Below are 24,614 nucleotides of genomic sequence, written 5' to 3' on the forward strand. Positions count from 1 at the left end.
TGAACTGGATGGAACAGACCAAACGCGTCCTCGTGGTCGAGGACGACCTGCATATCGCCGACCTCATCTGCCTGCATCTGCGCGATGAGCAGTTCGAGGTGGTGCACTGCGCCGATGGCGACGAAGGCATGCGACGGTTGCAGCAAGGCAGCTGGGATGCGTTGATTCTCGACCTGATGCTGCCGGGCGTCGACGGTCTGGAAATCTGCCGGCGCGCCCGCGCCATGGCCCGCTATACGCCGATCATCATTACCAGCGCGCGCTCCAGCGAAATGCACCGGATTCTCGGGCTCGAGCTCGGCGCCGACGATTACCTGGCCAAGCCCTTTTCCATGCTCGAGCTGGTGGCCCGGGTCAAGGCCCTGCTGCGACGGGTCGACGCCATGGCGCGCAACCTGAAGATGGACGCCGGCAGCCTGCTTCTGGACGGGCTGGCCATCGACCCGATCACCCGCGAGGTGTCCCTCGACGGCCGGCGCCTGGACCTCACGCCACGGGAATTCGACCTGCTGTTTTTCTTCGCCCGCCAGCCCGGCAAGGTGTTTTCGCGCATGGACCTGCTCAATGCCGTATGGGGTTACAGCCATGAGGGCTACGAACACACGGTCAATACCCACATCAATCGCCTGCGGGCCAAGATCGAGGCCGATCCCGCAGAGCCGGTGCGTATCCTCACGGTCTGGGGCCGCGGCTACAAGTTCGCGGCACGGGAGGAGCAGCCATGAGGCTGACCCTGACGCAACGGCTGTCGCTGGTGTTCGCCGTGCTGTTGCTGGTGTGCTGCGGCACGTCGGCCTGGATGCAGGTGCGCTCCAACCAGATGCACGAGCAGGAGGTGGTGCAAGGGTTGTCGCGAGACCTGGCCCAGCACATTGCCCGTGACACCGTGCTGATGGACACCCAGGGCCTCATGCCCAATGCCGTGCGCGATCTGTTCAGCAAGCTGATGCTGGTCAATCCCAGTGTCGAGGTGTATCTGCTCGACACCGGCGGCAGGATCGTCGGCAGTGCGGCGCCCGAAGGGCGGATTCACCGGGATCGGGTCGACCTGGCGCCGATCCAGCGCCTGCTCAGGGGCGACGCCCTGCCGATCCTCGGCGACGACCCGCGCAGCGCCGAGGCCCGCAAGGTGTTCAGTGCGGCGCCGCTCAAGGTCGACGGCCAACCCGCCGGTTACCTGTACGTGGTGCTGCTGGGCGAGGACCACGATCGCCTCGCCGAACGGGGCGCCACCAGTGCGGCGCTCAATACCGCCTTGCTGTCCATCGGTCTGGTCGCCCTGCTCTGCCTGATCGCCGGTCTCACCGCGTTTGCGCTGATCACCCGGCCCTTGCGGCGCCTGACCGACACCGTCAGCCAGTTTGACATCGATGGCGTACCGGTTCCTGCACCGGCGGCCGCCCCCGCGGAAAAGACCGCCAGCCATGACGAAATCGCCATCCTCGATGCGACCTTCCGGCAGATGCAGGCGCGGCTCAGCGAGCAATGGCGTTCGCTGACCCGCCAGGATCAGGAGCGCCGCGAACTGGTGGCGAACATTTCCCACGACCTGCGCACGCCCCTGGCCTCGCTGCATGGCTACCTGGAAACCCTGTCGCTCAAGGACGCCACCTTGTCCCCCGCCGACCGGCGCCGTTACCTGGGCATCGCCCTGGATCAGAGCCGCAAGGTGGGTGGCCTGGCGCAGTCGTTGCTGGAACTGGTGCGGCTGGAACATGGTTTTGTGCAACCGGTGCTCGAACGCTTCTCCCTGACCGACCTGGTGCAGGACATTTTCCAGAAGTTCGAACTCACCGCCGAGGCGCGCCAGGTCGAACTCAAGGCCAGCTTCGCCCCCAACGTGGCGGCGGCCTGCGCCGACCTGGGGTTGATCGAGCGGGTGCTGACCAACCTGTTCGACAACGCCTTGCGCCACACGCCGCAAGGAGGGGAGATCGAACTCAGCCTGCGGCCCCAGGGGTCCTTCATTGAAGTGACCGTCAGCGATACCGGGCCGGGGATCGCTGCGGAACTGCGCGAAGGCCTGTTCCTGCGCCCGTTCAACATTGGCGGCGCACGCCGTGATGGCGGGTTGGGGTTGCGCATCGTCCATCGAATCCTGCAATTGCACGGGCGCGATATCCAACTGGTCGACGTGCCTGGGCGCGGCGCAACCTTTCGCTTCACATTGCCGGTGGATCAACAGACCGCCGAACACTGGGCCGTGCGCTCGATGAACCTGAACTCGCCACAAATCTGAAACCGCCCGATTCTGTGGTTATCGTTGACCCCCTTTCGCGAGCAGGCTCGCGCCCACCAGGTCCGGTGCTCTTTCTGTGGGAGCGGGCTCCGGTCTCACCCTGTTGGTAACCCCACAGGTCCGATATGGCTATCTCGGCCGGTCTTTTCGTGACAACCCCGCTTCGGTCCAATAGATTAGTCGGCCGGAAAAAGCCCTGGCGCTTTCTCGCTTCTATTCAAGCTGAACAACGTAGTGAAATTTCAATGTCCGATTCCAATACCGCTGAATCCGTAGTCACCCTGTCGTCCAAAGCGGAATACGAAAACTCCATCAATCTTTCACAGCATGTGCCCCAGGCCAAAACCATCAGCGAGATGGTCCTGGACGCTTTCCAGTCCACCCGGGAAAGTGACCAGATCCGCGAGCTGCGTGCCGCGATTCGCCAGGCGCATGACCGCTTCGATGACGATACCGCCTACGAGCTGATGGGCCAGCTCAAGCAGCTCAAGGACGCCGAAGCCGCCGACATCGCGGCCCTCGAGGACCTGAGCAGCAAATTCCCGATCAGCCGCATTCTGTCCAGCTTCAAGGACGATCCGGCGTTCCAGGAGATCGTCTATGGGCTGGCTCTGAAAGTGCTGAACCAGACGCATCAGGCCATCAGCAACCCCAGCGGTGGCAAGAGCAAGGCGTCCCGCGTGAAGAAAGAGGCCGAAGTGTTCACCATCAGTAAGGACGGCGTCAGCGTCACCCTGCCATTGCGCACCCCGCGTTCGCGCCTGAGCGTTGACCGTGAAGCGCTGGAGTTCCTCGGTTTCGCCTTCGTCGGCGAGGGCGATGAAGCAGAGCTGGAGAACGAGACGTTCCTCGACAATGCCGGCACCGAACAAGCGGCCAACCGCAAGAACATCATCACCGCGCTTCAACAGCAAACCGCCTTCGACGGCTACAGCATCGCCGCGCAGTAACCCTCCGCGCGACACTCGCCGCTGACCTGAAAGCCCCGCCCCAGAGCGGGGCTTTTTATTGCCCGCGATTCCTGCAAAACCCCGATTACTCTCACAGTATCGACACATGAATAAACACTTCCCTCCACCCTTGAGCATCACGGGTCCGCCTGCGGGGAACGTCAACTCACTTTCCAGCCCAAGACTTCAGTGGTGCGATTGCTGAGGTCATCATGCACACACCTCCCTTGTACCGTCAGTTAGCCGACCACTACCTCGACGCCATCCGCAGCGGCACCTTGAAAACCGGCGAACGCTTCCCCTCGATCAGGCTGATGATGGAAAAACACGCCGTCAGCCTGTCGACCGCCGTGCAGGTTTGCCGCGAACTGGAGGACTGCGGCGTGCTGGAAGCCCGTCCGCGCTCCGGCAACTACATTCGCCAGCCAGAGGCGGCGCCCAAAACCGCCCCGACGGCCTCCCCCGCCGACCTCGACAGCAGCGTCTACGTCGGCATTCACCCGCCCGTGTCGGCGGTGTTCAAGGCTGGCCAGCGGGCGTCCGTCAAGGTCAATTTCGCCAGCGCCTATTGCGCGCCCTCGCTCTACCCGCTGAAGATCCTGCAGGACCATATGGCCAAGGCACTGCGTCGGGATGCGCACCTGCTCGATGCCGAAGGCTCGACCTGCGGCCACCTGGCGCTGCGCAGCGTCCTCGCCCGCCGCGCGTTGACCGCCAAAGCCCACCTGCCGGCCGAGAAAATCGTCATCACCCACGGCGCCACCGAGGCGCTCACCCTGGCGTTGCGAGCCGTCACCCAACCCGGCGACACCGTGGCCGTGGAGTCGCCGACCTTCTACGGGCTGCTGCAGATGCTCGAAAGCTTGCATCTGCACGTACGGGAAGTGCCGGCGACGGCCCAGTCGGGCATCAACCTGCTGGCGCTCGAGCAACTGCTGCAAAGCCCGGAGCGCATTCACGCGCTGATCGTCATGCCCAACCTGCAAAACCCGCTGGGCAGCATCATGCCCGACGCCAACAAGGCACGGCTGGTGCAACTGTGCGCCGAGCACGGCACGGTGCTGATCGAAGATGACACCTTTGGCGACCTGGTGGACACCGAGCAGCCGCTGTCCACGCTCAAGTACTGGGACCGCGGCGACACCGTGATCCACTGCGCCTCGCTGAACAAAACCCTGGCCCCGGGCATGCGCCTGGGCTGGATCAGCGCCGGGAAATGGCACGAACGGGTGGAAATGCTCAAACACAGCCAATCCCGGGGTTGTGAGGTGTTATCGCAACTGGCGGTCAGTGCGTTCATGAAAACACCGTCCTACGAACGTTACCTGCGCCGCTTGAGGAAAACCCTGACACAGCAACGCCAGCACATGAGCGCGGCCATCACCCGCTATTTCCCGACAGGCACCTGCGTCAGCGAGCCTCGGGGCGGGACGTTGCTGTGGGTGGAGTTGCCGTCGCACTGCTCGGCGATGCGGCTGTTTCATGAGGGCTTGAAGGCGGGGATCCAGATTTCACCTGGGGATATCTTTTCCAATGGCCAGCGTTTCAGCCATTTCGTGCGGATGGGCTGCGGGGCGCCGTATTCGCCGAAGATCGACGAGGCGCTGGCGACATTGGGCCAGCTCCTGAAAAAACAGGAATGAACCCAACCGTGTGGGAGCGAGCCTGCTCGCGAAGAGCGTCAACGATCACGCCGGGTGCCTGACACCCCCTTTTTTCGCGAGCAGGCTCGCCCCGCAGGACCAGTGCCGGCCTGTTGGAAGCAGTGAATCCTCAGACCGGCGGCTGATGCAGGCAGATGATGTGCGGGTCGTCATGCCAATGGGGGAAACGCTCGGCGATCAGCGGGTCATGGCCGGGTATGACGTGATCCTCGCCGTCGGACAAGTCATCGATCAGGCTGAACGCCTCCAGCGTCTGCGCCAAATCATCCAGAATCGGAAACGGGCTGCGCTCGCGAATGTTGGCCCACAGGTGCGCAGCGTCCGACGCCAGGACAATCCAGCCACGCGCCGTGTGGACCCGTACCACCTGGCTGCCCGGCGTATGCCCGCCCACCGGGTGCAGCGTCACGCCCGGCATCACCTCCACCCCGCCGCCATGCAAACGCATGCGCCCTTCGAACAGCGGCGGCAATGCCGACATCACATCCTCCACCTCATAGGTTTTGTTCACCGTGCGATGGCTCATTTTCGGGCCGGTGCAGAAGCGCAGCTCGGCTTCCTGCAGGTGCACCGTGGCGTTGGGAAACAACCCAAGATTGCCGGCGTGATCCCAGTGCAGATGGGTCAGGATCAAGTGCTTGACCGCTGTCGGATCGATATCCAGTTGGCGCAGGGATTGTTCCGGCAGGCGATACATCTGACGGTTGCGCCGGTCGGCCGTGGCCGGTTGAAAACAGGTGTCGACCACGATGACCTGCTGCGCGTTGCGAATCACCCAGAAGTAGTAATCCAGCGGCATCGACGCGTTCGGATCACCGCAGCAGGCGTCGTAAAGAAAGTTCTCCCGCGCCGTGCGCTGGGCATTGGCGCCGACACGAATGGCGAACACTTCGTACACGGGAATGGACATGTTCATCTCCTGATCAGGCTACTGCGGCGGTTTTGAGGGTCGGTCGGAAGTCGAAATCGATTGCGTCGCTGATCCCCAGGTCCTCGGCCAACCGTTGCAGGCCGCTGTAGTCGCGCATGATCGTGGCGTTTTTGTTGCGCTCTTGGGTGTCGGCAATGATCTGCTGCGCTGCGTCCACACCGAGCTGGGTCAGAATCGCCTCCCACATCGAGTAGTCCTGGGCCACAAATGCACTCAGCGCCACCGACAAGGTCTGTGTGAAAAACGCCTGCTGGCTCGGCTGCAGGTTGGCGTACATGACCTTCGCCACCTCGGCGAGCACCTTGCTGTGGGCATACTCGTCACGGTTGTGCAGTTCGGCGACCCGGCGGTTTTGCGGCTGGATGGTCTGGTCGTCGGCCAGCAAGTCCAGGTAGGCGTTGACGCTGATCTCGGCCACCACCGCAAAGGTGATCGACGCCAGATCGCGCTGCCACTGCTCGGCCAGGGTTTCACGCAACGCGACAAGCCGCCGGTAGGTGACGGAGGGCGGCAAATCCAGGTTCTGATCGAGCGCGCGGTCCTCTCGGGTCCGTTCGATGGCGCGCAGGTGCATGAGCGTGTGGTAGTGCTCATCGATCAACGTCTGTTGCATCGCCTCGCGAAAATGCCAGTCGTCCTTGCCCAGGTACTGGTTGGCAATCACGCTCAGTGCCGGGTTCACCACGTGTTCTTCGGCGGTGACCGTGCGCAGGTTGTAGCCGATCCAGCCCCAGGTCAGCACGCTGCTCTTGAGCTCTTCGCTCAGGGCCTGGAATTTCGGATGATGGAAAAACGGCACCATGCACTCCGGGTAATCCGGGCGGGCCGGGTCGAACGCTTCGCTGACCAGCGCCTTGTCCGGCGAGCACACCGTGGCGCGCCGGGTCCAGGCCTGATTGAGGCGCACGACCAGTTGATGATCGACCTTGGCGATCTCGATTGCAGTTTTCATGACGCGATACCTGTAGGACGCGTACCCACTTGGGGTACGCCGAAGGAAAAGTGAGCGACGGATGAATCAGGCCAGCCAGTAGCGGGTCAGGTGGCGACCGGGGTCCGTGTAGCGACTGCGGGCATGGATCATGCGCCAGTTGTCCCAGATCAGCAGGCAGCCATCGGGAATCAGCACCGGCGTGTTGTGCTCAATGAAATAGGCTTCGCCCAGGGTGGCGAAGCGGGCCAATGGCGAGGTGCTGTTGGTCACTTGCGATTGCTGCAGGTCCTCCTTCGAAGGGTTCACATCGCCGTAGTGAAACTGGTTGTAGCTGAAGCGGAAAATATCCCCTTCCTCCGTAGGTGTAAGGATGTACTCCTTGACCCGCGTCTGCGCCGCTTCACCGGGTTTGGCGGTGGCGACGAATTCCACGGGGGTTTCGTCGAGCCATTCCCGCAGCGCCGGCTCGGTGCGCGCCAGGAACGTCAGGAACTCGATGCCATCCACCAGCCCCGTATGCCCGCCGCCGCAGGTCGCCTGTTGATGACAATGCAGCGCCAGATAACGCGGCGGCGGCCCATAGACCGGCGCTTCCGTGTGCGGACCGATGCCGTTCATGCTCTGGGAGTACGGCAAATCTTCGTACCCGGGCTTGCGGGTGATGGCGAAGGCGGTTTGCCCGTTGAATTGCGGAAGGATCCGACCGAACGCCTGCAATGTGCCGACGACATCGTAGGCAAATTCTGCAGCGGTCAGTAGCGTCCAGCCACGGGACGAAAGCTCTTCGTGGCGATGGCCCAGTGAAACGTAAGGTGTAGACACAGCAATCCCTTGATCTGACATGGCGGTGTTCCTGGTGGTTGTTCAGGCGTTAACGGTTGAGGTGTAGGCGGCAATGAAGTCGCGGCAGGCGTCGCCAGGGCGATAGCGTTGCGCGTCGATGCTCTGTACCGGGGTGATTTCAGCGGCGGTGCCGGTCAGAAAACACTCCTCGAAATCGCCAAGCTCCGTCGGAAGAATCGTGCGCTGGACCACCTGGTAGTCCAGTGCCCTGGCCAGTTCGATGACGGTCTGGCGGGTGATGCCATCGAGAAAGCAATCGGGCCGTGGCGTGTGCAGCGTCCGGCCTTTGGCGAAGAACACGTTGGCGCTGGTGGCTTCGGCGACATGGCCGCGCCAGTCGAGCATCAGCGCGTCGTGATAACCCTGGTTCTCGGCATTGTGCTTGCTGAGCGTGGCGATCTGGTAATGCCCGGAGGCCTTGGCTTCGAAGGGGCTGGTGTCGGGTGGCGGGCGTCGCCACCCGGCCGTCTTCAGGCGAATGCCGGCCATGCGCGCCGCCGGGTCGAAGTAGCTTGGCCACTGCCAGCAGGCAATTGCCACATGCACGCGGTTGAAGCGCGCCGAGGTGGAGATCATTTCACTGCCGCGCCACGCCACCGGGCGCAGGTAACCGTCGACCACGCGGTTGCGTTGCAGCAGCTCATGGCTGGCCGACTCCAGTTCGGCCAGCTCATACGGAATGGCGAAGTCCATCAACTGCGCCGAGCGATACAACCGCTCGCTGTGTTCGCGCAGTTTGAAGATCCTGCCGTTGTAGACCCGCTCCCCTTCATACACGGTACTGGCGTAGTGCAGCCCGTGGCTGAGCACGTGCAACCGTGCCTGGGACCACTCGACGAATTCGCCATCGAGCCAGATGAAACCTTCTCGCTGATCAAACGGAATGCTGCTCATGTCCTTGTCTCCAGATGAATCGTCCTACGCCGTTTCGAGCAGGACCGGTATCAATTCGGGCGCTGCGGGCGGTGGCTGAAAGAAGAACCTCGCCTCGCCAAAAGCCGGCTGCAACTGGTCGAACCAGGTCGCCTGTGGGTCGAAGCGCGCATAGAAGGTGCGCAACACCCACTGCGGATCGCGGGCCTGGAGGAACTGCAGCACGAAGACTTTTTCCCCGGCGACCACTTCGATGCCGTTGATCAACACCTTCCCGTAAAAGGTGCTCATGGACGGGCCGCGCACCGTTCGCGCCAGCCCCGACACCGTTCGGTAGGCCGCCTGGAAAATCTCGAACGCCCGCGCCAGCGGCATGGCGAAGTAGTGACTGGGCCCGGTGTCGCGTTCGACGAACAGGTAATAAGGCACAGCCCCGAGCCGCACGCCTTCGGTCCACAGCTCGGCCCAGTCGGCAGGGTTCTCGTTGATGTGGCGGATCACGGGCGCCTGCATGCGCAACGTCGCCCCGGTCGAGCGAATGCGCTCGATGGCCTGGCGGGCGATGTCCTGGCGGATCTCCACCGGGTGGTTGTAATGACCCATGACCGACAGGTGTTTACCCGCGGCGACGATCCGCTGGAACAACTCGAGCAATGCCGGTGCATCCTTGTCGCTGACGAACCGTTGCGGCCAGTACGCCACCGCCTTGGTCCCGATGCGGATGCTCTTGAGGTGCGGCAGCGCCAGCAGCGGCTCGATGTACCCGGCCAGCGAACGGGTATTCATGATCATCGGGTCGCCCCCGGTGATCAGCACGTCGGTGACCTCGGTGTGCACCCGCAGGTAGTTCACCAGGTCCTGGGACTCACGCGCATTGAACTTGAGCTCTTCCTCGCCGATGAACTGTGCCCAGCGGAAACAGAACGTGCAGTAGGCGTGACAGGTCTGGCCGGCACCGGGGAAAAACAGCACGGTCTCGCGGTACTTGTGCTGAAGGCCCGGCAGGACTTTTCCGTCGAGGGTCGCGGCGTTGTGCGTCAGTTGCCCGGCCGGATGGGGGTTCATGCGCAGCCAGATCGCCTCGATCCCCCGCTTGATGGCGGCGGCGTCAGCGAGGGCGATCAAGCGCTTGAGGGACGCGTACTCGTCCGGCAGCAGCATGTCCCTGTGCGGGAAGGTCAGGCGAAAGATCGGATCGTCGGGAATGTTGTTCCAGTCGATCAGGGTGCCCAGCACATATTCATTGGTGCGAAACGGCATGACCCGCGCCACGATGTCCATGGCTTCCTGCAAGGCGGGTGTCAGCTTCTGCCAGTACGGCGTGTCGCGAATGGTGCGTGAGTTGTAGGGTTTGTATCGTTGCTGCTCCAACAATCCTTGCATGGCGGCGCTCCTGGTTTGCCTCACGAAGTCCGAGTGATTCATGGGGCAATGGCGGGCGTCGTGCGCTCCAGATCCATCCACGCCCGAACGCTGTCGCGATCCCACTGCCGATGGACGTAGGTCACCAGCCGCTCGGGCACCGGGTCGCCGTTGCTCACCAGGCGGTTGAGCATGATGGCCAGGTCGGTGTCGGCGATGCTCCAGTCACCGAACAGGTGTTCGGCGCCCTGCGCCAGCAAACGCTCGGCGACGAAGAACAGCCGGGCGACTGCCGCCTGGGCTTCGTCGGACAACGGGGGGTGTTGCTTGCCGAAGTAGATGAGGTCCGCCGGGCGTTCCTTGCGGATGACCAGCAGGTCACTGCGCAACCAGGCCTGGAGCTGACGGGCGCGGGCGCGCTGCCTGGCCTCCACCGGGAACAGTTTTGGATGGCCCGGTGCGATGTCTTCCAGGTATTCGGCGATGGCTGATGATTCCGACAGGGCAAACCCCTGGTGCACCAACGTGGGAATCTTGCAGGTCAACGATAGATCGCGATAGGGACTTTGATAGTTCTCACGCGCTTTTAAATCCAGCGTGACAAGTTTGAAAGAAAGTTGCTTTTCCTTTAACGCTACAAATACCGACATTGCAAAAGCGCTGACAAAGTCTGCGCCGACATACAATTCAAGCTTCGCACTTTCCATAGAACGCTCCCTTGCATCAACTTACATGAATCCGTTGCATTGGAGACGATCGTATTTAGATGATTAAGCGCTGAACAGATACAGAAATTCTCTGTTTATACGGATACAGAACTGCAAACCGGCGAGGGGTAAAAAAGACCAGCAGCAAAAACAGAAAAGGGAGTCGGCACAGGCGGACTCCCAGGCAGGGCAAAGCGGTAGGGGGGGATTCAGGCGATGGCGTCTGTCGAACTGGAGAGCTGGGCGATTTGCGGCATGTTGCTCAGGTTGAGCATGGCCAGCGCTTCAGTGGTACTGGTATTGACGAAACCGTGCCGCGTCCAGGCGGGAACCAGCAGGACATCGCCGGGGCTGACGCTGACTTCGTCGGCATCCCCCAGGGTCAGCGTGCCGCTGCCGCTCTGGATGATGAACAGGTGCCACCATGAATGGGCATGACCATCGAGCGCCGTACCGGGCTTCAACCATTGCATGGACACCGCCATCCCTGGCGTCAGCTTGCAACCTTCGACGCTGTGGTCCTGGGCCAGCGCGACAATATCGATCTCGCTGGTTTCAAGGCTGTGGCGCAGATCCGACAGTTCACTGTCCTTCCACACCTTGGCGCCGGCCGGGGGACTGTTCAGGCTCTGGCGAAAATCCTTATATGAAAAGAAAGCGCCTCTGACACTGTTCATTTGCAATCACCGCTTATTGGTCGACTCAAGTAACAAGACCCTAGGCGAACAATCGATCACTGTAAAGCCATACAACTAACACTCATAATACCGAAGGCCTGAGTGCCACAATCATGTCAACTTCCACGGCGGCATTCTTCGGTAATTGATAAACGCCGACTGTGGTGCGGGTATGTTTTCCTGCATCGCCCAGTACATGACTGAAGACGTCCGACGCCCCGTTGGCGACTTCGCTGAGGTCGACGAAATCCGCGGTGGATTTCACGTAGACCGTGATGCGAATCAGCGACTTGATCTTGTCCAGCGAGCCGATGGCATCGACGATCAACGCCAGGCCGCGCATGGCACTGATACTGGCCGCCGCCTGGGCGTCCGTCAGGCTGAGTTCCAGCCCCACTCTGCCGGGGTACTGGATCCTGCCGCCCATGCGCGGCACCAGGCCACTGACGTAAAGCTCATCGTGATGACGCACCAGCGGCGCGTAATGCCCACCGGCGGTGTTTTCACCGTAGATGTCATAGTCGAGCTCTTTTGCCAGGGCAATGAAGCGTTCATCACAAGACATCTTTTTCTGCACAATCATTGACCCGATCCTCTTGACCCTGAACCCTTGAAATATTGATCCCGACCACTCAGCCCACGGCCCTTGCCGGCGTCGCCAGCGCAGTGACCTCGACGCGCGACTCGATGGCCTCGGCCAGGCGCAGCAGGTCGTCGCTGAGTGCGGCGTATTGCTCGTTGAACAGCACGATGTGGCCGATGAACGAGGTGTTGTCCTTCACCAGGGCCGTGACTGAATCACTGAGGCGCTTGCTGTAAACCGCTTCGATCAGCTCGATGTTCATTCCCCGGGCCAGCGACTCGATGTCCGGCACAGAGCGCAACAACCCACCGGCCGGCGAGCGCAGCAGGCGAATGCCGCAATAACCACGGGGCACGGGATCGACATGCTCGACCCGACCTTCCACCGCCCACTTGACCCAGCGCTCCCAAGGGTTGAAGTCGATGAATGCCAACCGCGCCAGGTCCCAGATGTGCATGCCGCCGGGGCGCATGTTGGTTTCGACCGCCGACGTCAGGCCGTCGCTGCGCAGGAAGATTTCGTTGTGGTAGGCGCCGTTTTCCGTCGAGGCCAGCCCGGCCATGTGCCGACCGGCCGAGGCCAGGCGCGCCTGCACGTCGGCCGCCAGTGGCGCCGGCACGACTTGCTGGATTTCCGCGCGGTAGGCGCCTTCGGTGGTGGTTTTTTCGGTGACCCAGGTGCTGCCCGCCACGTAATCCCAGCTGTACTCCCGGGCGTTCTGGATCAGTTCCTCGATCACGATGCCGCCTTCGCGATAGGGCTTGAGCGCCTGCCAGGCCTCGTCGCATTCGGACGGATGATGGATGACCCGGCACCCGCGGCTGGCCCCTTCGCAAGCCGGTTTGACGAAGGCTCTCCCGCCCAGTTCGACCACCCGTTGACGGAGTTCGCCCAGGCTGTCGATACGCGCGGAAAACAGCGGCCGGTAATCCTCGGGGGCGCTGTCGGCGCTGGCTTCGAGTTTGCGGAAAATCTGTTTGTCCAGGCCCGCACGCGCTTCGCCCGGGGTAATGCCCGGCAAGCCGAAATAGGTGGCCAATGCGGCGCCGAGCAACACACCCCGGTCGGAAAAAGGCAGCACGCCTATCAGTTTCCACTGATCGACACTGAGGCAACCGGCTATCAGGTCGACGGAATCGGCAATGTCCTGCATCGCCATCGACGCCGTGCAGACGTGATCGGCCACCTGGTCGTCCTGCGCCTGGATCTGCTCGACCACCAGGATCAGCCGGGCGTTATAGAGCGTCTTGCAAAGGTCGCGCAGCTTGCGGATGTCGTGCACCCGATTGCCGTTGTACCCGACCACTACTACGCATGACGTCGTACTCATGAAGCCTCCGACCTGTGGAGTAAAAAACCAGACACGATGAATCAGTCCTGCAGCGACGCGGCGTGTCTGCGGCTCAACCAGTACCACGCCAGAATGCCTGCCGCGCCGATGGCGGCCAGCAACAGGGCGTTGTACGGTGCCGGCACAACGCGCATGACCAGCACCGTCAGCCCGGCGCCGACGCCCAGGGAGACTTCCTTGACGAACATGTTGTTCTGCTTGACCGAGAAATAATCGAGGTAGCTGAACGCGCACTCGGCGATGGACAGCAGGGCCACCCAGATCAGCGCGCCGACCAGGGTTTCGACGTGGAACGCCGCGGGCGAGGACAGCACCGCGAAGCCACCGGCAATGATCCCGATCACCGCCAGCACCTTGAAGCGCCCGGTACGCTCGATCAGTTTCATCACCGGCACCTGGGCAAACACCACCACGGCGCTGTTGAGGATCAGCATCAGGCCATACCAGGCGGGCAGCTCACCGGTTTCGAGCAGGATCGCCTGCGGCAGAATCGAGAACACGCCAAACAGCTTGATGCCCATGATGATGCCGGCAATCACCCACGGCAGCTTGTTGCGCCAGCCGCTGCCATCATGGGTGACCGGGCTCGCCGTCACCGGCTGGGTGGTGAAGGTCGCCCCGGCGGCGATCGGCAGGCACAGCAGGACGAAGGTCGCCGCACCGAGGAAAAACAGGCTCGGGGTCAGCAGCGGCGAGAGCAGGATCAGGCCGGCCAGCAGACTGCCCATGTTCATGGCGACGCGGTTGTACGCCGCCCCTTCCTTGGTCTGCGCCGCTTCGCTCTTGATCAGGTAACCGGCAATCGCGATGCCGTAGGCGAACAACGCGGCGGCGAACATCACCACGCCCTGGTTGTGGGTCACCGCCAGCAGCACCAGGCCGGCGGCGGCGCAGGTCAGGGTGACGCTCAGGGAGCGGCGGCCCAGCACCAGCAAAGTCAGCGGCAGGAGCAACAGCAAGGCCCGGTAGCCGAGGGCGAGGATGCTGTTGGTCGCCGTATCGAGCCAGACGTTGGCCTTGCCCAATACCGCGAACAGCGACACTGCCGTGATGATCCGGATCATGAACAGCCGGAGGTTGATCACCGGTTTGGCGACGGCGGCCGTTGTTTGAACACTCATGCAGCACCTCTGGAACCGGCGATTGTGCAGGCGACGAACGCCGACAATCTGGATAGTCTGTAAGGTGATGGTAGAGAGAGCCGTTTGTTTTCATCAGAGCAAGTTCGTATAGAATCGAACGAACTTTACTGCCGGAGCGACCAGTAAAATGCAGGTTCAGCGTGCCGTGATCGCGGCCTTCGAGTTCCAGCCGGGTGTGCCGCTGGTGCAGCAGATCGTCGATCAATTGTCGGTAGCCATCACCCAGGGCGGGCTGCCTCACGGCTCGCGATTGCCGCCGATTCGCGAACTGTCCGAATTGATGAACGTCGGCAAGTCCACGGTGGTGGATGCGCTGGACCGCTTGCGGGCCAAGGGCCTGGTGGTTTCACGCCAGGGTTCGGGGCATTACGTGCACCGCTCCACCCTGACGATCAGGCCCGATGCCGGGCCGGACCTGCAACCCCAGGATACCCTGAGCGTGGTCCGTCGCGCCGTGCTGCAGGACACCGGTGCCCTGCGCCCCGGGGCCGGTTTCCTGCCGTCCTCGTGGCTGCCGGCCGAGGAGCTGCTCAAGGCCGTGCGCGGCACCCTGCGCGCGGCTTCGCTGCAAATGGGCGAATACGGTGTGGCCGCCGGCTACCTGCCGCTGCGCGAGGCGCTTCGGGTCAAACTGACGGCAATCGGCATCGACGTGCCGGTGGACCAGATCGTCACCACCGCCAACACCGTGCAGGCCATCGACATGCTGATGCGCCTGCTGGTCAAACCCGGCGACACGGTACTGCTGGACGATCCGTGCTACATCACCATGCACACCAACCTGGCCCTGCACGGCGCCCGGGTCATCACCATCCCCCGCAGGGCCGACGGCATGGACCTGGAGGCCTTCGAGCAATTGGTGAGCGCCCAGCGCCCCGTGCTCTACATGACCAACAACGTCCTGCACAATCCGACCGGGCACTCGTTCTCCCCGGCGCAGGTGTACCGCCTGCTGGAGTTGAGCCATCGCTATAGCTTCCATATCGTCGAAGACGACCTGTATTGCGACCTGCAACAGCGCATGACCCCGCGCCTGGCGGCAGGCGGGCTGGACAACGTGAGCTACGTGTCCGGGTTCTCCAAGACCCTGACCGCCAACAGCCGCGTCAGCTACGCGGTGCTGTCGCCGCCACTGGCCGCCCGCATGGTCACGTTGAAGATGGCCTGCGGCGGCATGACCTCGGAACTGGCGGAACAGATCATCTGCACCATGCTCAGCGATGGCAGCTACGCCAAACACACGCGGCGCACGGTGGACCGCCTGTACGAATCGAGCAGCCGGGTATCCGGCTGGCTGATCGAGGCCGGCTGCTCGGTGTCGTCACTGCCCCATGAAGGCTTGTACATCTGGACGCGCCTGCCACAGGGCCTGCACGCCGAGACCCTGGCGCGCAAAGGCCTGGAAATCGACCTGGTGCTGGCCCCCGGCACACTGCTGAGCAAGGCAGCGGACGCCAGCCAGTTCCTGCGTTTCAACGTGGCGCACAGTGACAACTTCCAGGTGCGGGAGCGGTTTTTCCGGTTGCTGGACAGCTGACGTCTGGCGGACCGAGCCGCAGCCATCGCGAGCAGGCTCGCTCCCACAGGGCTTGTCGAAACCTGCCCATAAAAAACCCCGCGCTTCTCTCGAAGGCGGGGTTTTTCTTTGCATCGGCCGACGCTTAGTGCGCGTACGTCAGCAACAGCTCGGTCGGCACTTTGAAGTCCAGGGACATCATCACGCTCAACGCGGTAATGGTGAAGATCGAGAACACGAACAGCTTGCGTGCCCAGACCGTGTCATCCACGGCCTTGTAGCCGGTCCAGGCCATGTACAGCCAGTACATGCCCATGGCCGCGGCGACGGCGAGGTAGCTCATGCCGGCATAGCCGCTGAAGGTCAGCATCAAGGTCGCCACGAGGAAGGCCAGGATGTAGATCAGGATGTGCTTCTTGGCCACTTGAATCCCGCGCTTCACTGGCAGCACCGGAATCGAGGCGGCCAGGTAATCGTTGAAGCGGAAGATCGCGATGGCGTAGGAATGCGGCATCTGCCACAGGCTGAACATCACCAGCAGGGTCAGCGCGGCCATGTCGAAGGTGTTGCTCACCGCGACGTAGCCGATCACAGGCGGCATCGCCCCCGACAGGCTGCCCACCAGCGTGCCGTGAACCGACTTGCGCTTGAGGTACAGGCTGTAGAAGCCGACGTAGATGATGAAGCCGATCACGGCGAACAGCGCAGCCAACGGGTTGGCCACGGTGTACAGCAAGGCCACGCCGGCGACACCCAGGACGGTTGCGTAGACCAGGGCCAGTTTAAGGGAAATCAAGCCCTGGACCAGCGCCCGGTTCTTGGTGCGCTCCATCTTCAGGTCGATGTCGCGGTCGATGCAGTTGTTGAACACGCAACCGGACGCCACCACCAGGGACGTGCCGATCATGGCCGCCAGGAACACGGCCAGATCGACATGCCCTTTCGAGGCCAGGAAAAATCCGCCTGCCACTGAAAGCACGTTACCGAAAATGATCCCCGGTTTGGTGATTTGGATAAAGTGCTTCAAGGACATCCGGACTTACCTCACTTCGCCATCATGAACGTGTGGATGCTGAACATGATCCACAGCGACAGGCCAACCAGCAGGACAATCACGATCGCGGCAAAGACAAACGCAATCACGTTGTTACGCTGCGCGGCCGAACGGTCCAGGTGGAGGAAGTACACCAGGTGCACCAGCACCTGGATCACTGCGAACGCCAGGACGATCCACAGGGTCAGCGACTTGGGCAGCGACGGGTACATCACCAGACCGAATGGAATCAGGGTCAGGATCACCGACAGCACGAAGCCAATGACGTAGGACTTGACGCTGCCGTGACCGGCTTCGTCGTGGGAGTGTGTGTTAGCCATTTACATAGTCCCCATCAGGTAGACAACGGTGAATACGCAGATCCACACCACGTCCAGGAAGTGCCAGAACAGGCTCAGGCAGCTCAGACGGGTCTTGTTGGTTGCCGTCAGGCCGTTCTTCTGCACCTGGTACATCATGATCGCCATCCAGATCAGACCGCTGGTCACGTGCAGACCGTGGGTGCCGACCAGGGTGAAGAACCCGGACAGGAAGCCGGAACGGCTAGGGCCGTAGCCTTCGGAGATCAGCAGGTGGAACTCGTTGATCTCCATGCCGATGAAGCCCAGGCCGAACAGGAAGGTCATGCCCAACCAGCCCAGCACCTGCTTCTTGTTGCCACGGAAGAACGCCAGCATGGCGAAGCCGTAGGTGATCGAACTGAACAGCAGCAGAGCGGTTTCGCCCAGTACGTACGGCAGTTCGAAGATGTCGTGTCCCGACGGGCCACCGGCTACGTTGTTAACCAGTACCGCGTACACCGCGAATATCGACGCAAACAGAATGCAGTCGGTCATCAGGTAGAGCCAGAAACCGAATACGGTCATCTCGCCCGAGTCGTGGTGATGGTCATCGTGCCCATGTCCATCGACATGGGTGTGTCCAGCATTGGTCACTAAGTTCGACATGGTTTAAGCCTGTTCCAACGAGGTTTCAACACGGGTGGCGGTGGCCGGGATCTTCCCTGCCGCAACCAGACGCTTGTGCTGCTCGGCTTCGATGCGCTCGATCACGTCGACCGGCACCATATAGCCTTGATCATCACGGGCCGCGTGGATCGCGAAGTAGATCACGGTGCCCGCGAGGCTGGCGATGGCGAGCCACCAGATGTGCCAGATCATCGCGAAACCGAACACGGTCAGCAGAGCGCCCATGACCACACCGGTCGCGGTGTTGTTGGGCATGTGGATCGGCTCGTACTTGGCCGGAGCCTGGTACGCGGTACCGTTTTCCTTGGCCTCTGTGAACGGATCGACCCCATCGGCTTTTGGCAGCACGGCGAAGTTGTAGAACGGTGGTGGCGACGAGGTCGACCATTCCAGGGTATGGGCATTCCACGGGTCACCGTGTTCGCACATGTTCTCTGGCTTGTTGCGGTCACGCACACTCACGTAGAGCTGGATCAGCTGGCAGGCGATGCCGACAGCGATCATCACCGCACCGAACATGGCGACGTACAGGTACGGCACCCACTCAGGGTTGGTGGTGGCGTTCAGGCGACGGGTCATGCCCATGAAGCCCAGGACGTACAGCGGCATGAACGCGACGAAGAAGCCGGTGATCCAGAACCAGAACGCTGCCTTGCCCCAGCCTTCGTGCAGCTTGAAGCCGAACGCTTTCGGGAAGTAGAAGGCGAAACCGGCGATGTAGCCGAATACCGCGCCGCCGATGATCACGTTGTGGAAGTGCGCGATCACGAACAGGCTGTTGTGCAGAACGAAGTCGGCACCCGGGATGGCCAGCAGTACGCCGGTCATGCCGCCGATGGCGAAGGTCACCATGAAGCCCAGGGTCCACATCACCTGGCTGGTGAAGCGCAGACGGCCCTGGTAGATGGTGAACAGCCAGTTGAACAGCTTCACCCCCGTCGGGATGGAAATCAGCATCGTCGCCAGGCCGAAGAAGGCGTTGACGCTGGCACCCGAACCCATGGTGAAGAAGTGGTGCAGCCACACCATGAAGCCCAGGATCGAGATGGCGCCCGATGCGTAGATCATCGAGTGGTGGCCGAACAGTTTCTTGCCGGTGAACGTCGAGATCACTTCGGAGAAGATACCGAACGCCGGCAGGATCAGGATGTAGACCTCAGGGTGGCCCCACGCCCAGAACAGGTTGACGTACATCATCGGATTGCCACCAAGTTCATTGGTGAAAATGTGGAAATCCATGTAGCGGTCAAGCGTCAGCAGCGCCAGGGTAGCGGTCAGGATCGGGAACGACGCCACGATCAGGACGTTGGCCCAGGTGCAGGTCCAGGTGAAGATTGGCATGTCCATCAGTTTCATGCCAGGGGTACGCATTTTCAGCACGGTGGCCAGGAAGTTGACCCCCGTCAGCGTTGTCCCGAGCCCTGATAGCTGGAGCGCCCAGATGTAGTAGTCCATCCCCACGCCAGGGCTGTATTGCAGGCCCGACAGCGGCGGATAGGCAACCCAGCCGGTCTTGGCGAATTCGCCGACGCCCAGGGACAGGTTGATCAGCACCACGCCGGAGACCAGCAGCCAGAAGCTCAGGGAGTTCAGGAACGGGTAGGCAACGTCACGCGCGCCGATCTGCAGCGGCACTGCGAGGTTCATCAGGCCGGTGAAGAATGGCATCGCCATGAAGATGATCATGATCACACCGTGAGCGGTGAAGATCTGGTCATAGTGTTCAGGTGGCAGGTAGCCAGGCGAACCCTCGGTGGCCATGGCCAGCTGGGTACGCATCATGATGGCGTCGGCAAAGCCGCGCAGCAGCATGACCATGGCGACGATGATGTACATCACGCCGATTTTCTTGTGGTCCACCGAGGTCAACCACTCGGTCCACAGGTAGGTCCACTTCTTGAAGTAGGTGATTGCAGCGAACAGCGCCAGACCGCCAAGCGCGATCATGGCGATGGTCACCATCACGATCGGCTCGTGGAACGGGACCGCTTCCCAACTTAATTTACCAAACATCGTTTACTCCTCTGCCCCGGCAGCTGAATGCGAGTTGTCCGTAGCGGCCACTTCTTTCTCTTTCTTCTCGTGGTTCAGTTTCGGACCTGGTTTCATGCCTTCGTACTTGTCGACGATGATCTGGAACAGGTTCGGCGTGACCGAGGAGTAGAGCTCGACCGGGTTGTTCTGGCTGGGTTTGGACAGGGCTGCATATTCAGCTTGTTCAAGCTGTTTAGGTGCCTTTTTGACTTCGCTGACCCAGGCGTCGAACTCTTCCTGGGTGGTGGCGGTTGCCTTGAATTTCATGCCGGTGAAGCCCGCACCGCTGTAGTTGGCGGAGATGCCTTCCATTTCAGCATTGCGATCGGCGATCAGGTGCAGCTTGGTCTGCATGCCCGCCATTGCGTAGATCTGGCCACCCAGGCCCGGGATGAAGAACGAGTTCATCACCGCGTCGGAGGTCACCTTGAAGTTGATCGGGGTGTGAGCCGGGAACACGATCTTGTTGACGGTCGCGATGCCTTGTTCCGGGTAGATGAACAGCCACTTCCAGTCCAGCGCCACGACTTCGATGGTCACCGGCTTGACGTCGGAATCCAGCGGACGATAAGGGTCCAGCTGGTGGGTCGACTTGTAGGTGATGTAACCCAGGGCAATGATGATCAGGATCGGCACTGTCCACACCGCGATCTCGATCTTGGTGGAGTGGTTCCACTTCGGCGTGTAGGTCGCGTTGGTGTTGGACGCGCGGTATTTCCAGGCGAACAGGAAGGTCATGACGATGACCGGGATCACGACCAACAGCATCAGCAGCGTTGCGGTGATGATCAGGTTTCGCTGCTCCAGACCAACCTGGCCCGTTGGATTGAGCAGGGTCATGTTGCAGCCTCCCAGCAACAACGTGCCGAGCAGCGGCACAAGGCCTAGTAATCTGGGGTACCTGTTTTTAATCATCTCACGACCTCTAAAGCAGCTTGCGCCATGCAGTTGGGTTTTGATCGCCAACACTTCACCCTGCCAAGGGTTGGCATTTCTTCTTGGATTGAATAAGGGCCGGCCCGTCGTGCGTCAGACGCCGTTCGACAAATCCTGGGCTAGCGGTGAGTTCTTATTCGAATTCGTGGTCAAAGGCCTTGTTACAGACCAATTCCATTTGGTGCGGAAGTTGGAAGGCACCGACACCAGAGGACGTGCGTGAAGCCATCGAGCCTCTCGACGTCCTGTTACAGCCCAAGGACCAGGGTCAGCTTGAGCAGTGCCGGGGATTCAGTGCGGGCGATTGTAGATATGTAGCGATTCATAAACCATGTCTCATCCCGAAATAATTTATATCCGTGCCGGCAACAATTCGTGAACTTTTTTGCAAAAGTGCGCCATGTTATCGAAATTGATTCTCAACAAAAACACCAAAAATAGTAGGTCTATCGTGCCCAGTTCAGACAGCCTTCAGGGTCGGATACGCTCCGCCCACCCTGTTTAAACCCCGATACCACGGGGGTTCTGGCCATATGCCATACCCTGTTAAAACTGCCTGCTGCGGGCTCGGCGCACTGAAACCGAACAGCGCGGCAAAGGTGACATTTTCTTGCGTGCAGAAGGTTGAATTCGGCGCGTGCGATGACCCTGCGACACGCGCGCTGTGACAACATGTCGCACATGCGCAGCCCCCGTTCTTGACGTTCATCAAGGACTTCCTGCAGACCCCTTGAAATGCAAAACGCCCCGGTGACCTCGATGAGGGCCGGGGCGTTTCGGATGAGTGTGACGGATGCCGTCAGCGCAGCGCCTTGCGATTGCGCGAAGTGAGCAGCGGCACCAGCACCACCACCAGCACAAAGGCCAGCAGCGCCCATTGCGCCAGCGACAGACCGAGGACCGGCGGATACGGTGTCGAACAGAAACCGTCGACCTGGAAGCCCAACGGGAAGATTTTCGCCAGCGGCAGGTCATCGACGATGGGTTGCAGCACATCGACGCCACAGCTGACCGCCGGATAGAACTGCGTATAGACGTGATGCCCGGCCACCGCGACGCCCGCCAGGGCACAGATCACCACCAGGGTTTCAAACACCGTGATGCTGCGGCGGGTACGCATCGCCGCGCCGATGAACGCGAAGATCGCGATCAGCAGCAAGGCATAGCGTTGCAGGATGCACAACGGGCAGGGTGCCTCGCCCAGCACGATTTGCATGTACAGCGCGCCGCCGATCAGCGCCAGGCAGATGATGCCCAGCAATACCAGGTAGCGCCGCTCACGGCCCAACCGCATCGTTTCCTCGCTCATTGCGTTTCCCTTCCAGATATCGATGACCGCCAGTCTACACGCTGCCCCGGGCCTTGGAGAGCCCGGGGGCGCGTGCAATGGATGTCGGGAATAAACGATAAGTCTGTTAAGGAAGCATTAAACCGAGGTTAGCTCGCCCCCCCACTCTTCTGTGGGAGCGAGCCCTGCTCGCGATGGACTCAAGAACAGCGCGGGGCGTCAGGTAGCCTGCATCATCGTTAAAGACCCTCGCGAGCAGGCTCGCTCCCACAGGGGAGTGGATCAAGGATGTTCGATCAGTCGCCGTAGATATCCGACTTGAAGTACTTGTCGGAAATCTTCTGGTACTCGCCACTGGCGCGAATGCCGTCGATGGCCGTATTCAGCTGGCTGACCAGCTCGCTGTTGCCCTTGCGCACCGCAATCCCGGCGCCCTCGCCCACGTATTTCGGGTCCTTGAGTTCAGGGCCGACGAAGGCGTAGCCCTTGCCGCGCGGCATCGACAGGAAGTCATTGAGCGGGATGGTGTCGGCAAAGATGGCGTCGAGACGACCGGCCGCCAGGTCCATGTAGATTTCTTCGTTATTGCCGTAACGCTTGACGTTGATGCCCTTGGGCTCGAACACCTCGGTGGCGTAGCGGTCGGTGGTGGTGGCCCGTTGCACGCCGACCGTCTTGCCTTTGAGGCTGGCGTACTGGTCATCGACGACAGCGCCTTCCTTCATCACCAGGCGCGATGAGGTGAAGTAGTACTTGTGCGTGAAATCCACCGACTTCTTGCGGTCCTCGTTGATGGTCATCGACGACAGCGCCATGTCGATTTTCTTCACCTTGAGGGAAGGAATCAGGCCGTCGAACTCGCCTTCGATCCACACGCACTTGACCTGCATCTGCGCGCACAGCGCATTGCCGATATCGTAGTCGAAACCGACGATCTCGCCCTTGTCGGTTTTCGACGCAAACGGCGGGTAGGCCGCTTCGATGCCGATGCGCAGGGTTTTCTCGGCGGCAAACAGGGAGCTGCACGCCAACAGGCTCAGGGCCAGACCGGTGATGAGGGGGAATTTCTTCATGTTCGTTTTCTCGCGGGTTGTTGTTGGTTTGGCAAGACAGAAGAAAAGCGACACGCACAAAGCCTTTTTTGTACTAATAAATCCATACTGGACTTTTATGTACATGGCGTCAATCGGGGGAATGGGGGAATGGGCTGGCCGATGGTCGGACGGCAGAATGGGAAAACGCAGTGATGGCTATCGCGAGCAGGCTCGGTCCCACAGGGAATCGCGGTTCCCTGTGAGAGCGAGCCTGCTCGCGATGAAGAATTGAAGGCGCTACTGAACCTGCTGTTTCCAGCGGTCCGCCGCCAGATGATCGCTGTCGCGCCCTTCCACCCAACGCGGGCCGTCGCTGGTGTTTTCCTTCTTCCAGAACGGTGCGCGGGTTTTCAGGTAGTCCATGACGAAGGCGCAGGCGTCGAACGCGGCCTGGCGGTGAGCGCTGGCGGCGCCGACGAAGACGATCGGTTCGCCCGGCTCGAGGGCGCCGATGCGATGCAGCACTTCGAGCTTGAGCAACGGCCAGCGCTGGCCGGCCTCGTCGGCGATCTTGCCGAGGGCTTTTTCGGTCATGCCCGGATAGTGTTCGAGAAACATCCCGGCGACCTCTCGCCCGTCATTGAAGTCGCGCACGTAGCCGACAAAACTCACCACGGCGCCGACGCCGACATGGGCGGCGTGCATGGCGTTGACTTCAGCGCCCGGATCGAACGCCGTGGACTGCACGCGAATGGCCATGCCTCAGCCCCCGGTCACGGTCGGAAAAAAGGCCACTTCGTCGCCGTCACTCACCGGTTCGTCGAGTTGGCACAGGTCTTCGTTGCGGGCGCACATCAGGTTCTGCTCGCTGAGCACCTCGGCGCCATCACGCTGCGCCAGCAAGGCTCGCACGTCGTCGACCGTGGCGAAACTGCCCTCGACCTTCACCGAATCGACGCCCAGCGCTTCCCTGTAACGGGCAAAAAACTTCACAGTGACTTTCATGGTTGATCCGCCTGGAAATGGCCGCTCTTGCCGCCGAGTTTCTCCAGCAGGCGCACGCTTTCGATGGTCATGCCGCGATCCACGGCCTTGCACATGTCATAGATCGTCAGCGCGGCGACGCTGGCCGCCGTCAGTGCTTCCATCTCGACGCCGGTCTGCCCCGACAACTTGCAGCACGCGCGGATACGCACGCTGTCTTCACCTTCGGCGCTCAGCTCGACCTTGACCCCAGTCAGCATCAGCGGATGGCACAGCGGAATCAGATCGCTGGTTTTCTTCGCCGCCTGGATACCGGCGATGCGGGCCACGGCGAACACATCCCCCTTGGGATGGTCACCGTTGACGATCATCTGCAGGGTTTGCGGCAGCATGCGTACCACCGCCTGCGCCGTCGCCTCGCGGAACGTGACGGATTTGTCGGTGACGTCGACCATGTGGGCGCGACCTTGGGAATCGAGATGAGTCAGCACGGGTTTACTCCTGATCAGGAGCCCCGATTGTAAACCCGCCGGTCAAATATCCG

Annotated in this window: 25 protein-coding genes; 5 read left to right on the forward strand and 20 right to left on the reverse strand. The window is 61.4% G+C overall.

The annotated features are described in order from the left end of the window. Positions 1–8: 8 nt before the first annotated feature. From IB249_RS06610 to IB249_RS06625, 4 genes are all read left to right on the forward strand, one after another. Entirely contained in the window at positions 9–725 is a 717-nt protein-coding gene (locus IB249_RS06610) for a response regulator transcription factor (RefSeq protein ID WP_192302696.1), read from the forward strand. Then, positions 722–2,239, forward strand: a complete 1,518-nt coding sequence (locus IB249_RS06615; RefSeq protein ID WP_192302698.1) for a sensor histidine kinase — start codon at positions 722–724, stop codon at positions 2,237–2,239. Before IB249_RS06610 ends, IB249_RS06615 begins: the two co-directional genes overlap by 4 nt. Positions 2,240–2,484: 245 nt before the next feature. After that, positions 2,485–3,189 carry a hypothetical protein gene (locus IB249_RS06620; protein ID WP_192302700.1) on the forward strand — a complete coding sequence of 235 codons (705 nt, stop codon included), beginning with the start codon at positions 2,485–2,487 and terminating at the stop codon, positions 3,187–3,189. Between the two features lie 212 nt (positions 3,190–3,401). Further along, a complete protein-coding gene (locus IB249_RS06625) occupies positions 3,402–4,832 on the forward strand; it encodes a PLP-dependent aminotransferase family protein (RefSeq protein ID WP_192302701.1) in 1,431 nt (476 codons plus the stop codon). A 130-nt stretch (positions 4,833–4,962) separates the two neighbouring features. Here the strand turns inward: IB249_RS06625 and IB249_RS06630 are convergent, their stop codons facing one another. The 10 genes from IB249_RS06630 to IB249_RS06675 form a co-directional block, all read right to left on the reverse strand. Beyond that, positions 4,963–5,763, reverse strand: a complete 801-nt coding sequence (locus tag IB249_RS06630; protein WP_192302703.1) for an N-acyl homoserine lactonase family protein — start codon at positions 5,761–5,763, stop codon at positions 4,963–4,965. A gap of 13 nt (positions 5,764–5,776) precedes the next feature. After that, positions 5,777–6,736 (reverse strand): diiron oxygenase, encoded by a 960-nt coding sequence (locus IB249_RS06635; RefSeq protein WP_192302705.1) that lies wholly within the window; start codon positions 6,734–6,736, stop codon positions 5,777–5,779. A gap of 66 nt (positions 6,737–6,802) precedes the next feature. Further along, entirely contained in the window at positions 6,803–7,561 is a 759-nt protein-coding gene (locus tag IB249_RS06640) for a TauD/TfdA family dioxygenase (protein WP_192302716.1), read from the reverse strand. A gap of 21 nt (positions 7,562–7,582) precedes the next feature. After that, positions 7,583–8,455 carry a branched-chain amino acid aminotransferase gene (locus IB249_RS06645; RefSeq protein WP_192302718.1) on the reverse strand — a complete coding sequence of 291 codons (873 nt, stop codon included), beginning with the start codon at positions 8,453–8,455 and terminating at the stop codon, positions 7,583–7,585. 24 nt (positions 8,456–8,479) lie between these two features. Continuing rightward, positions 8,480–9,817 carry a KamA family radical SAM protein gene (locus tag IB249_RS06650; RefSeq protein ID WP_192302720.1) on the reverse strand — a complete coding sequence of 446 codons (1,338 nt, stop codon included), beginning with the start codon at positions 9,815–9,817 and terminating at the stop codon, positions 8,480–8,482. Between the two features lie 38 nt (positions 9,818–9,855). Then, a complete protein-coding gene (gene yfcF, locus IB249_RS06655) occupies positions 9,856–10,503 on the reverse strand; it encodes a glutathione transferase (protein WP_192302722.1) in 648 nt (215 codons plus the stop codon). Between the two features lie 209 nt (positions 10,504–10,712). Next, positions 10,713–11,180 carry a cupin domain-containing protein gene (locus IB249_RS06660; protein WP_192302724.1) on the reverse strand — a complete coding sequence of 156 codons (468 nt, stop codon included), beginning with the start codon at positions 11,178–11,180 and terminating at the stop codon, positions 10,713–10,715. Positions 11,181–11,262: 82 nt separating this feature from the next. Further along, complete coding sequence (locus IB249_RS06665) at positions 11,263–11,763, reverse strand: RidA family protein (protein WP_207195657.1); 501 nt, start codon at positions 11,761–11,763, stop codon at positions 11,263–11,265. A gap of 49 nt (positions 11,764–11,812) precedes the next feature. After that, positions 11,813–13,093, reverse strand: a complete 1,281-nt coding sequence (locus IB249_RS06670; protein ID WP_192302726.1) for an ATP-grasp domain-containing protein — start codon at positions 13,091–13,093, stop codon at positions 11,813–11,815. Between the two features lie 41 nt (positions 13,094–13,134). Further along, on the reverse strand, positions 13,135–14,235 hold the full coding sequence (locus tag IB249_RS06675; protein WP_192302728.1) for a hypothetical protein: 1,101 nt from the start codon (positions 14,233–14,235) through the stop codon (positions 13,135–13,137). Positions 14,236–14,383: 148 nt separating this feature from the next. Between IB249_RS06675 and IB249_RS06680 the strand changes: the two genes are divergently transcribed. Further along, the gene (locus IB249_RS06680) at positions 14,384–15,793 is read left to right on the forward strand and encodes a PLP-dependent aminotransferase family protein (RefSeq protein WP_192302730.1); all 1,410 of its coding nucleotides are present in this window, start codon (positions 14,384–14,386) and stop codon (positions 15,791–15,793) included. A gap of 124 nt (positions 15,794–15,917) precedes the next feature. On the opposite strand, the gene cyoE is transcribed toward IB249_RS06680, so the two are convergent. From cyoE to moaC, 10 genes are all read right to left on the reverse strand, one after another. Continuing rightward, positions 15,918–16,805: a heme o synthase gene (cyoE, locus tag IB249_RS06685; RefSeq protein WP_192302732.1), complete on the reverse strand. Its 888-nt coding sequence runs from the start codon at positions 16,803–16,805 to the stop codon at positions 15,918–15,920. Between the two features lie 11 nt (positions 16,806–16,816). Continuing rightward, positions 16,817–17,146: a cytochrome o ubiquinol oxidase subunit IV gene (gene cyoD / locus IB249_RS06690; protein ID WP_192302734.1), complete on the reverse strand. Its 330-nt coding sequence runs from the start codon at positions 17,144–17,146 to the stop codon at positions 16,817–16,819. Next, on the reverse strand, positions 17,147–17,773 hold the full coding sequence (locus IB249_RS06695; protein WP_034147024.1) for a cytochrome o ubiquinol oxidase subunit III: 627 nt from the start codon (positions 17,771–17,773) through the stop codon (positions 17,147–17,149). Between the two features lie 3 nt (positions 17,774–17,776). Further along, the gene (cyoB, locus tag IB249_RS06700) at positions 17,777–19,807 is read right to left on the reverse strand and encodes a cytochrome o ubiquinol oxidase subunit I (protein WP_192302736.1); all 2,031 of its coding nucleotides are present in this window, start codon (positions 19,805–19,807) and stop codon (positions 17,777–17,779) included. Positions 19,808–19,810: 3 nt separating this feature from the next. Continuing rightward, complete coding sequence (gene cyoA, locus IB249_RS06705; RefSeq protein WP_192302738.1) at positions 19,811–20,743, reverse strand: ubiquinol oxidase subunit II; 933 nt, start codon at positions 20,741–20,743, stop codon at positions 19,811–19,813. A gap of 820 nt (positions 20,744–21,563) precedes the next feature. Further along, positions 21,564–22,073 (reverse strand): disulfide bond formation protein B, encoded by a 510-nt coding sequence (locus IB249_RS06710; RefSeq protein WP_192302740.1) that lies wholly within the window; start codon positions 22,071–22,073, stop codon positions 21,564–21,566. A gap of 275 nt (positions 22,074–22,348) precedes the next feature. After that, positions 22,349–23,125 (reverse strand): ABC transporter substrate-binding protein, encoded by a 777-nt coding sequence (locus IB249_RS06715; RefSeq protein ID WP_192302742.1) that lies wholly within the window; start codon positions 23,123–23,125, stop codon positions 22,349–22,351. Positions 23,126–23,383: 258 nt separating this feature from the next. Continuing rightward, on the reverse strand, positions 23,384–23,845 hold the full coding sequence (moaE, locus tag IB249_RS06720) for a molybdopterin synthase catalytic subunit MoaE (RefSeq protein WP_192302744.1): 462 nt from the start codon (positions 23,843–23,845) through the stop codon (positions 23,384–23,386). A gap of 3 nt (positions 23,846–23,848) precedes the next feature. Then, the gene (gene moaD / locus IB249_RS06725; RefSeq protein ID WP_192302746.1) at positions 23,849–24,091 is read right to left on the reverse strand and encodes a molybdopterin converting factor subunit 1; all 243 of its coding nucleotides are present in this window, start codon (positions 24,089–24,091) and stop codon (positions 23,849–23,851) included. Further along, positions 24,088–24,561 (reverse strand): cyclic pyranopterin monophosphate synthase MoaC, encoded by a 474-nt coding sequence (gene moaC, locus IB249_RS06730; protein WP_192302748.1) that lies wholly within the window; start codon positions 24,559–24,561, stop codon positions 24,088–24,090. Before moaC ends, moaD begins: the two co-directional genes overlap by 4 nt. Positions 24,562–24,614: the final 53 nt, after the last annotated feature.

It is taken from the genome of Pseudomonas sp. PDM04 (assembly GCF_014851765.1).
Taxonomy (GTDB): domain Bacteria; phylum Pseudomonadota; class Gammaproteobacteria; order Pseudomonadales; family Pseudomonadaceae; genus Aquipseudomonas.

What these genes read in the sequence shown, in the direction of transcription:
- IB249_RS06610 (WP_192302696.1), top strand. Translation starts at nt 9, where the DNA reads ATGGAACAGACCAAACGCGTCCTCGTGGTCGAGGACGACCTGCATATC.
- IB249_RS06615 (WP_192302698.1), top strand. Translation starts at nt 722, where the DNA reads ATGAGGCTGACCCTGACGCAACGGCTGTCGCTGGTGTTCGCCGTGCTG.
- IB249_RS06620 (WP_192302700.1), top strand. Translation starts at nt 2,485, where the DNA reads ATGTCCGATTCCAATACCGCTGAATCCGTAGTCACCCTGTCGTCCAAA.
- IB249_RS06625 (WP_192302701.1), top strand. Translation starts at nt 3,402, where the DNA reads ATGCACACACCTCCCTTGTACCGTCAGTTAGCCGACCACTACCTCGAC.
- IB249_RS06630 (WP_192302703.1), bottom strand. Translation starts at nt 5,763, where the DNA reads ATGTCCATTCCCGTGTACGAAGTGTTCGCCATTCGTGTCGGCGCCAAT.
- IB249_RS06635 (WP_192302705.1), bottom strand. Translation starts at nt 6,736, where the DNA reads ATGAAAACTGCAATCGAGATCGCCAAGGTCGATCATCAACTGGTCGTG.
- IB249_RS06640 (WP_192302716.1), bottom strand. Translation starts at nt 7,561, where the DNA reads ATGTCAGATCAAGGGATTGCTGTGTCTACACCTTACGTTTCACTGGGC.
- IB249_RS06645 (WP_192302718.1), bottom strand. Translation starts at nt 8,455, where the DNA reads ATGAGCAGCATTCCGTTTGATCAGCGAGAAGGTTTCATCTGGCTCGAT.
- IB249_RS06650 (WP_192302720.1), bottom strand. Translation starts at nt 9,817, where the DNA reads ATGCAAGGATTGTTGGAGCAGCAACGATACAAACCCTACAACTCACGC.
- yfcF (WP_192302722.1), bottom strand. Translation starts at nt 10,503, where the DNA reads ATGGAAAGTGCGAAGCTTGAATTGTATGTCGGCGCAGACTTTGTCAGC.
- IB249_RS06660 (WP_192302724.1), bottom strand. Translation starts at nt 11,180, where the DNA reads ATGAACAGTGTCAGAGGCGCTTTCTTTTCATATAAGGATTTTCGCCAG.
- IB249_RS06665 (WP_207195657.1), bottom strand. Translation starts at nt 11,763, where the DNA reads ATGATTGTGCAGAAAAAGATGTCTTGTGATGAACGCTTCATTGCCCTG.
- IB249_RS06670 (WP_192302726.1), bottom strand. Translation starts at nt 13,093, where the DNA reads ATGAGTACGACGTCATGCGTAGTAGTGGTCGGGTACAACGGCAATCGG.
- IB249_RS06675 (WP_192302728.1), bottom strand. Translation starts at nt 14,235, where the DNA reads ATGAGTGTTCAAACAACGGCCGCCGTCGCCAAACCGGTGATCAACCTC.
- IB249_RS06680 (WP_192302730.1), top strand. Translation starts at nt 14,384, where the DNA reads ATGCAGGTTCAGCGTGCCGTGATCGCGGCCTTCGAGTTCCAGCCGGGT.
- cyoE (WP_192302732.1), bottom strand. Translation starts at nt 16,805, where the DNA reads ATGTCCTTGAAGCACTTTATCCAAATCACCAAACCGGGGATCATTTTC.
- cyoD (WP_192302734.1), bottom strand. Translation starts at nt 17,146, where the DNA reads ATGGCTAACACACACTCCCACGACGAAGCCGGTCACGGCAGCGTCAAG.
- IB249_RS06695 (WP_034147024.1), bottom strand. Translation starts at nt 17,773, where the DNA reads ATGTCGAACTTAGTGACCAATGCTGGACACACCCATGTCGATGGACAT.
- cyoB (WP_192302736.1), bottom strand. Translation starts at nt 19,807, where the DNA reads ATGTTTGGTAAATTAAGTTGGGAAGCGGTCCCGTTCCACGAGCCGATC.
- cyoA (WP_192302738.1), bottom strand. Translation starts at nt 20,743, where the DNA reads ATGATTAAAAACAGGTACCCCAGATTACTAGGCCTTGTGCCGCTGCTC.
- IB249_RS06710 (WP_192302740.1), bottom strand. Translation starts at nt 22,073, where the DNA reads ATGAGCGAGGAAACGATGCGGTTGGGCCGTGAGCGGCGCTACCTGGTA.
- IB249_RS06715 (WP_192302742.1), bottom strand. Translation starts at nt 23,125, where the DNA reads ATGAAGAAATTCCCCCTCATCACCGGTCTGGCCCTGAGCCTGTTGGCG.
- moaE (WP_192302744.1), bottom strand. Translation starts at nt 23,845, where the DNA reads ATGGCCATTCGCGTGCAGTCCACGGCGTTCGATCCGGGCGCTGAAGTC.
- moaD (WP_192302746.1), bottom strand. Translation starts at nt 24,091, where the DNA reads ATGAAAGTCACTGTGAAGTTTTTTGCCCGTTACAGGGAAGCGCTGGGC.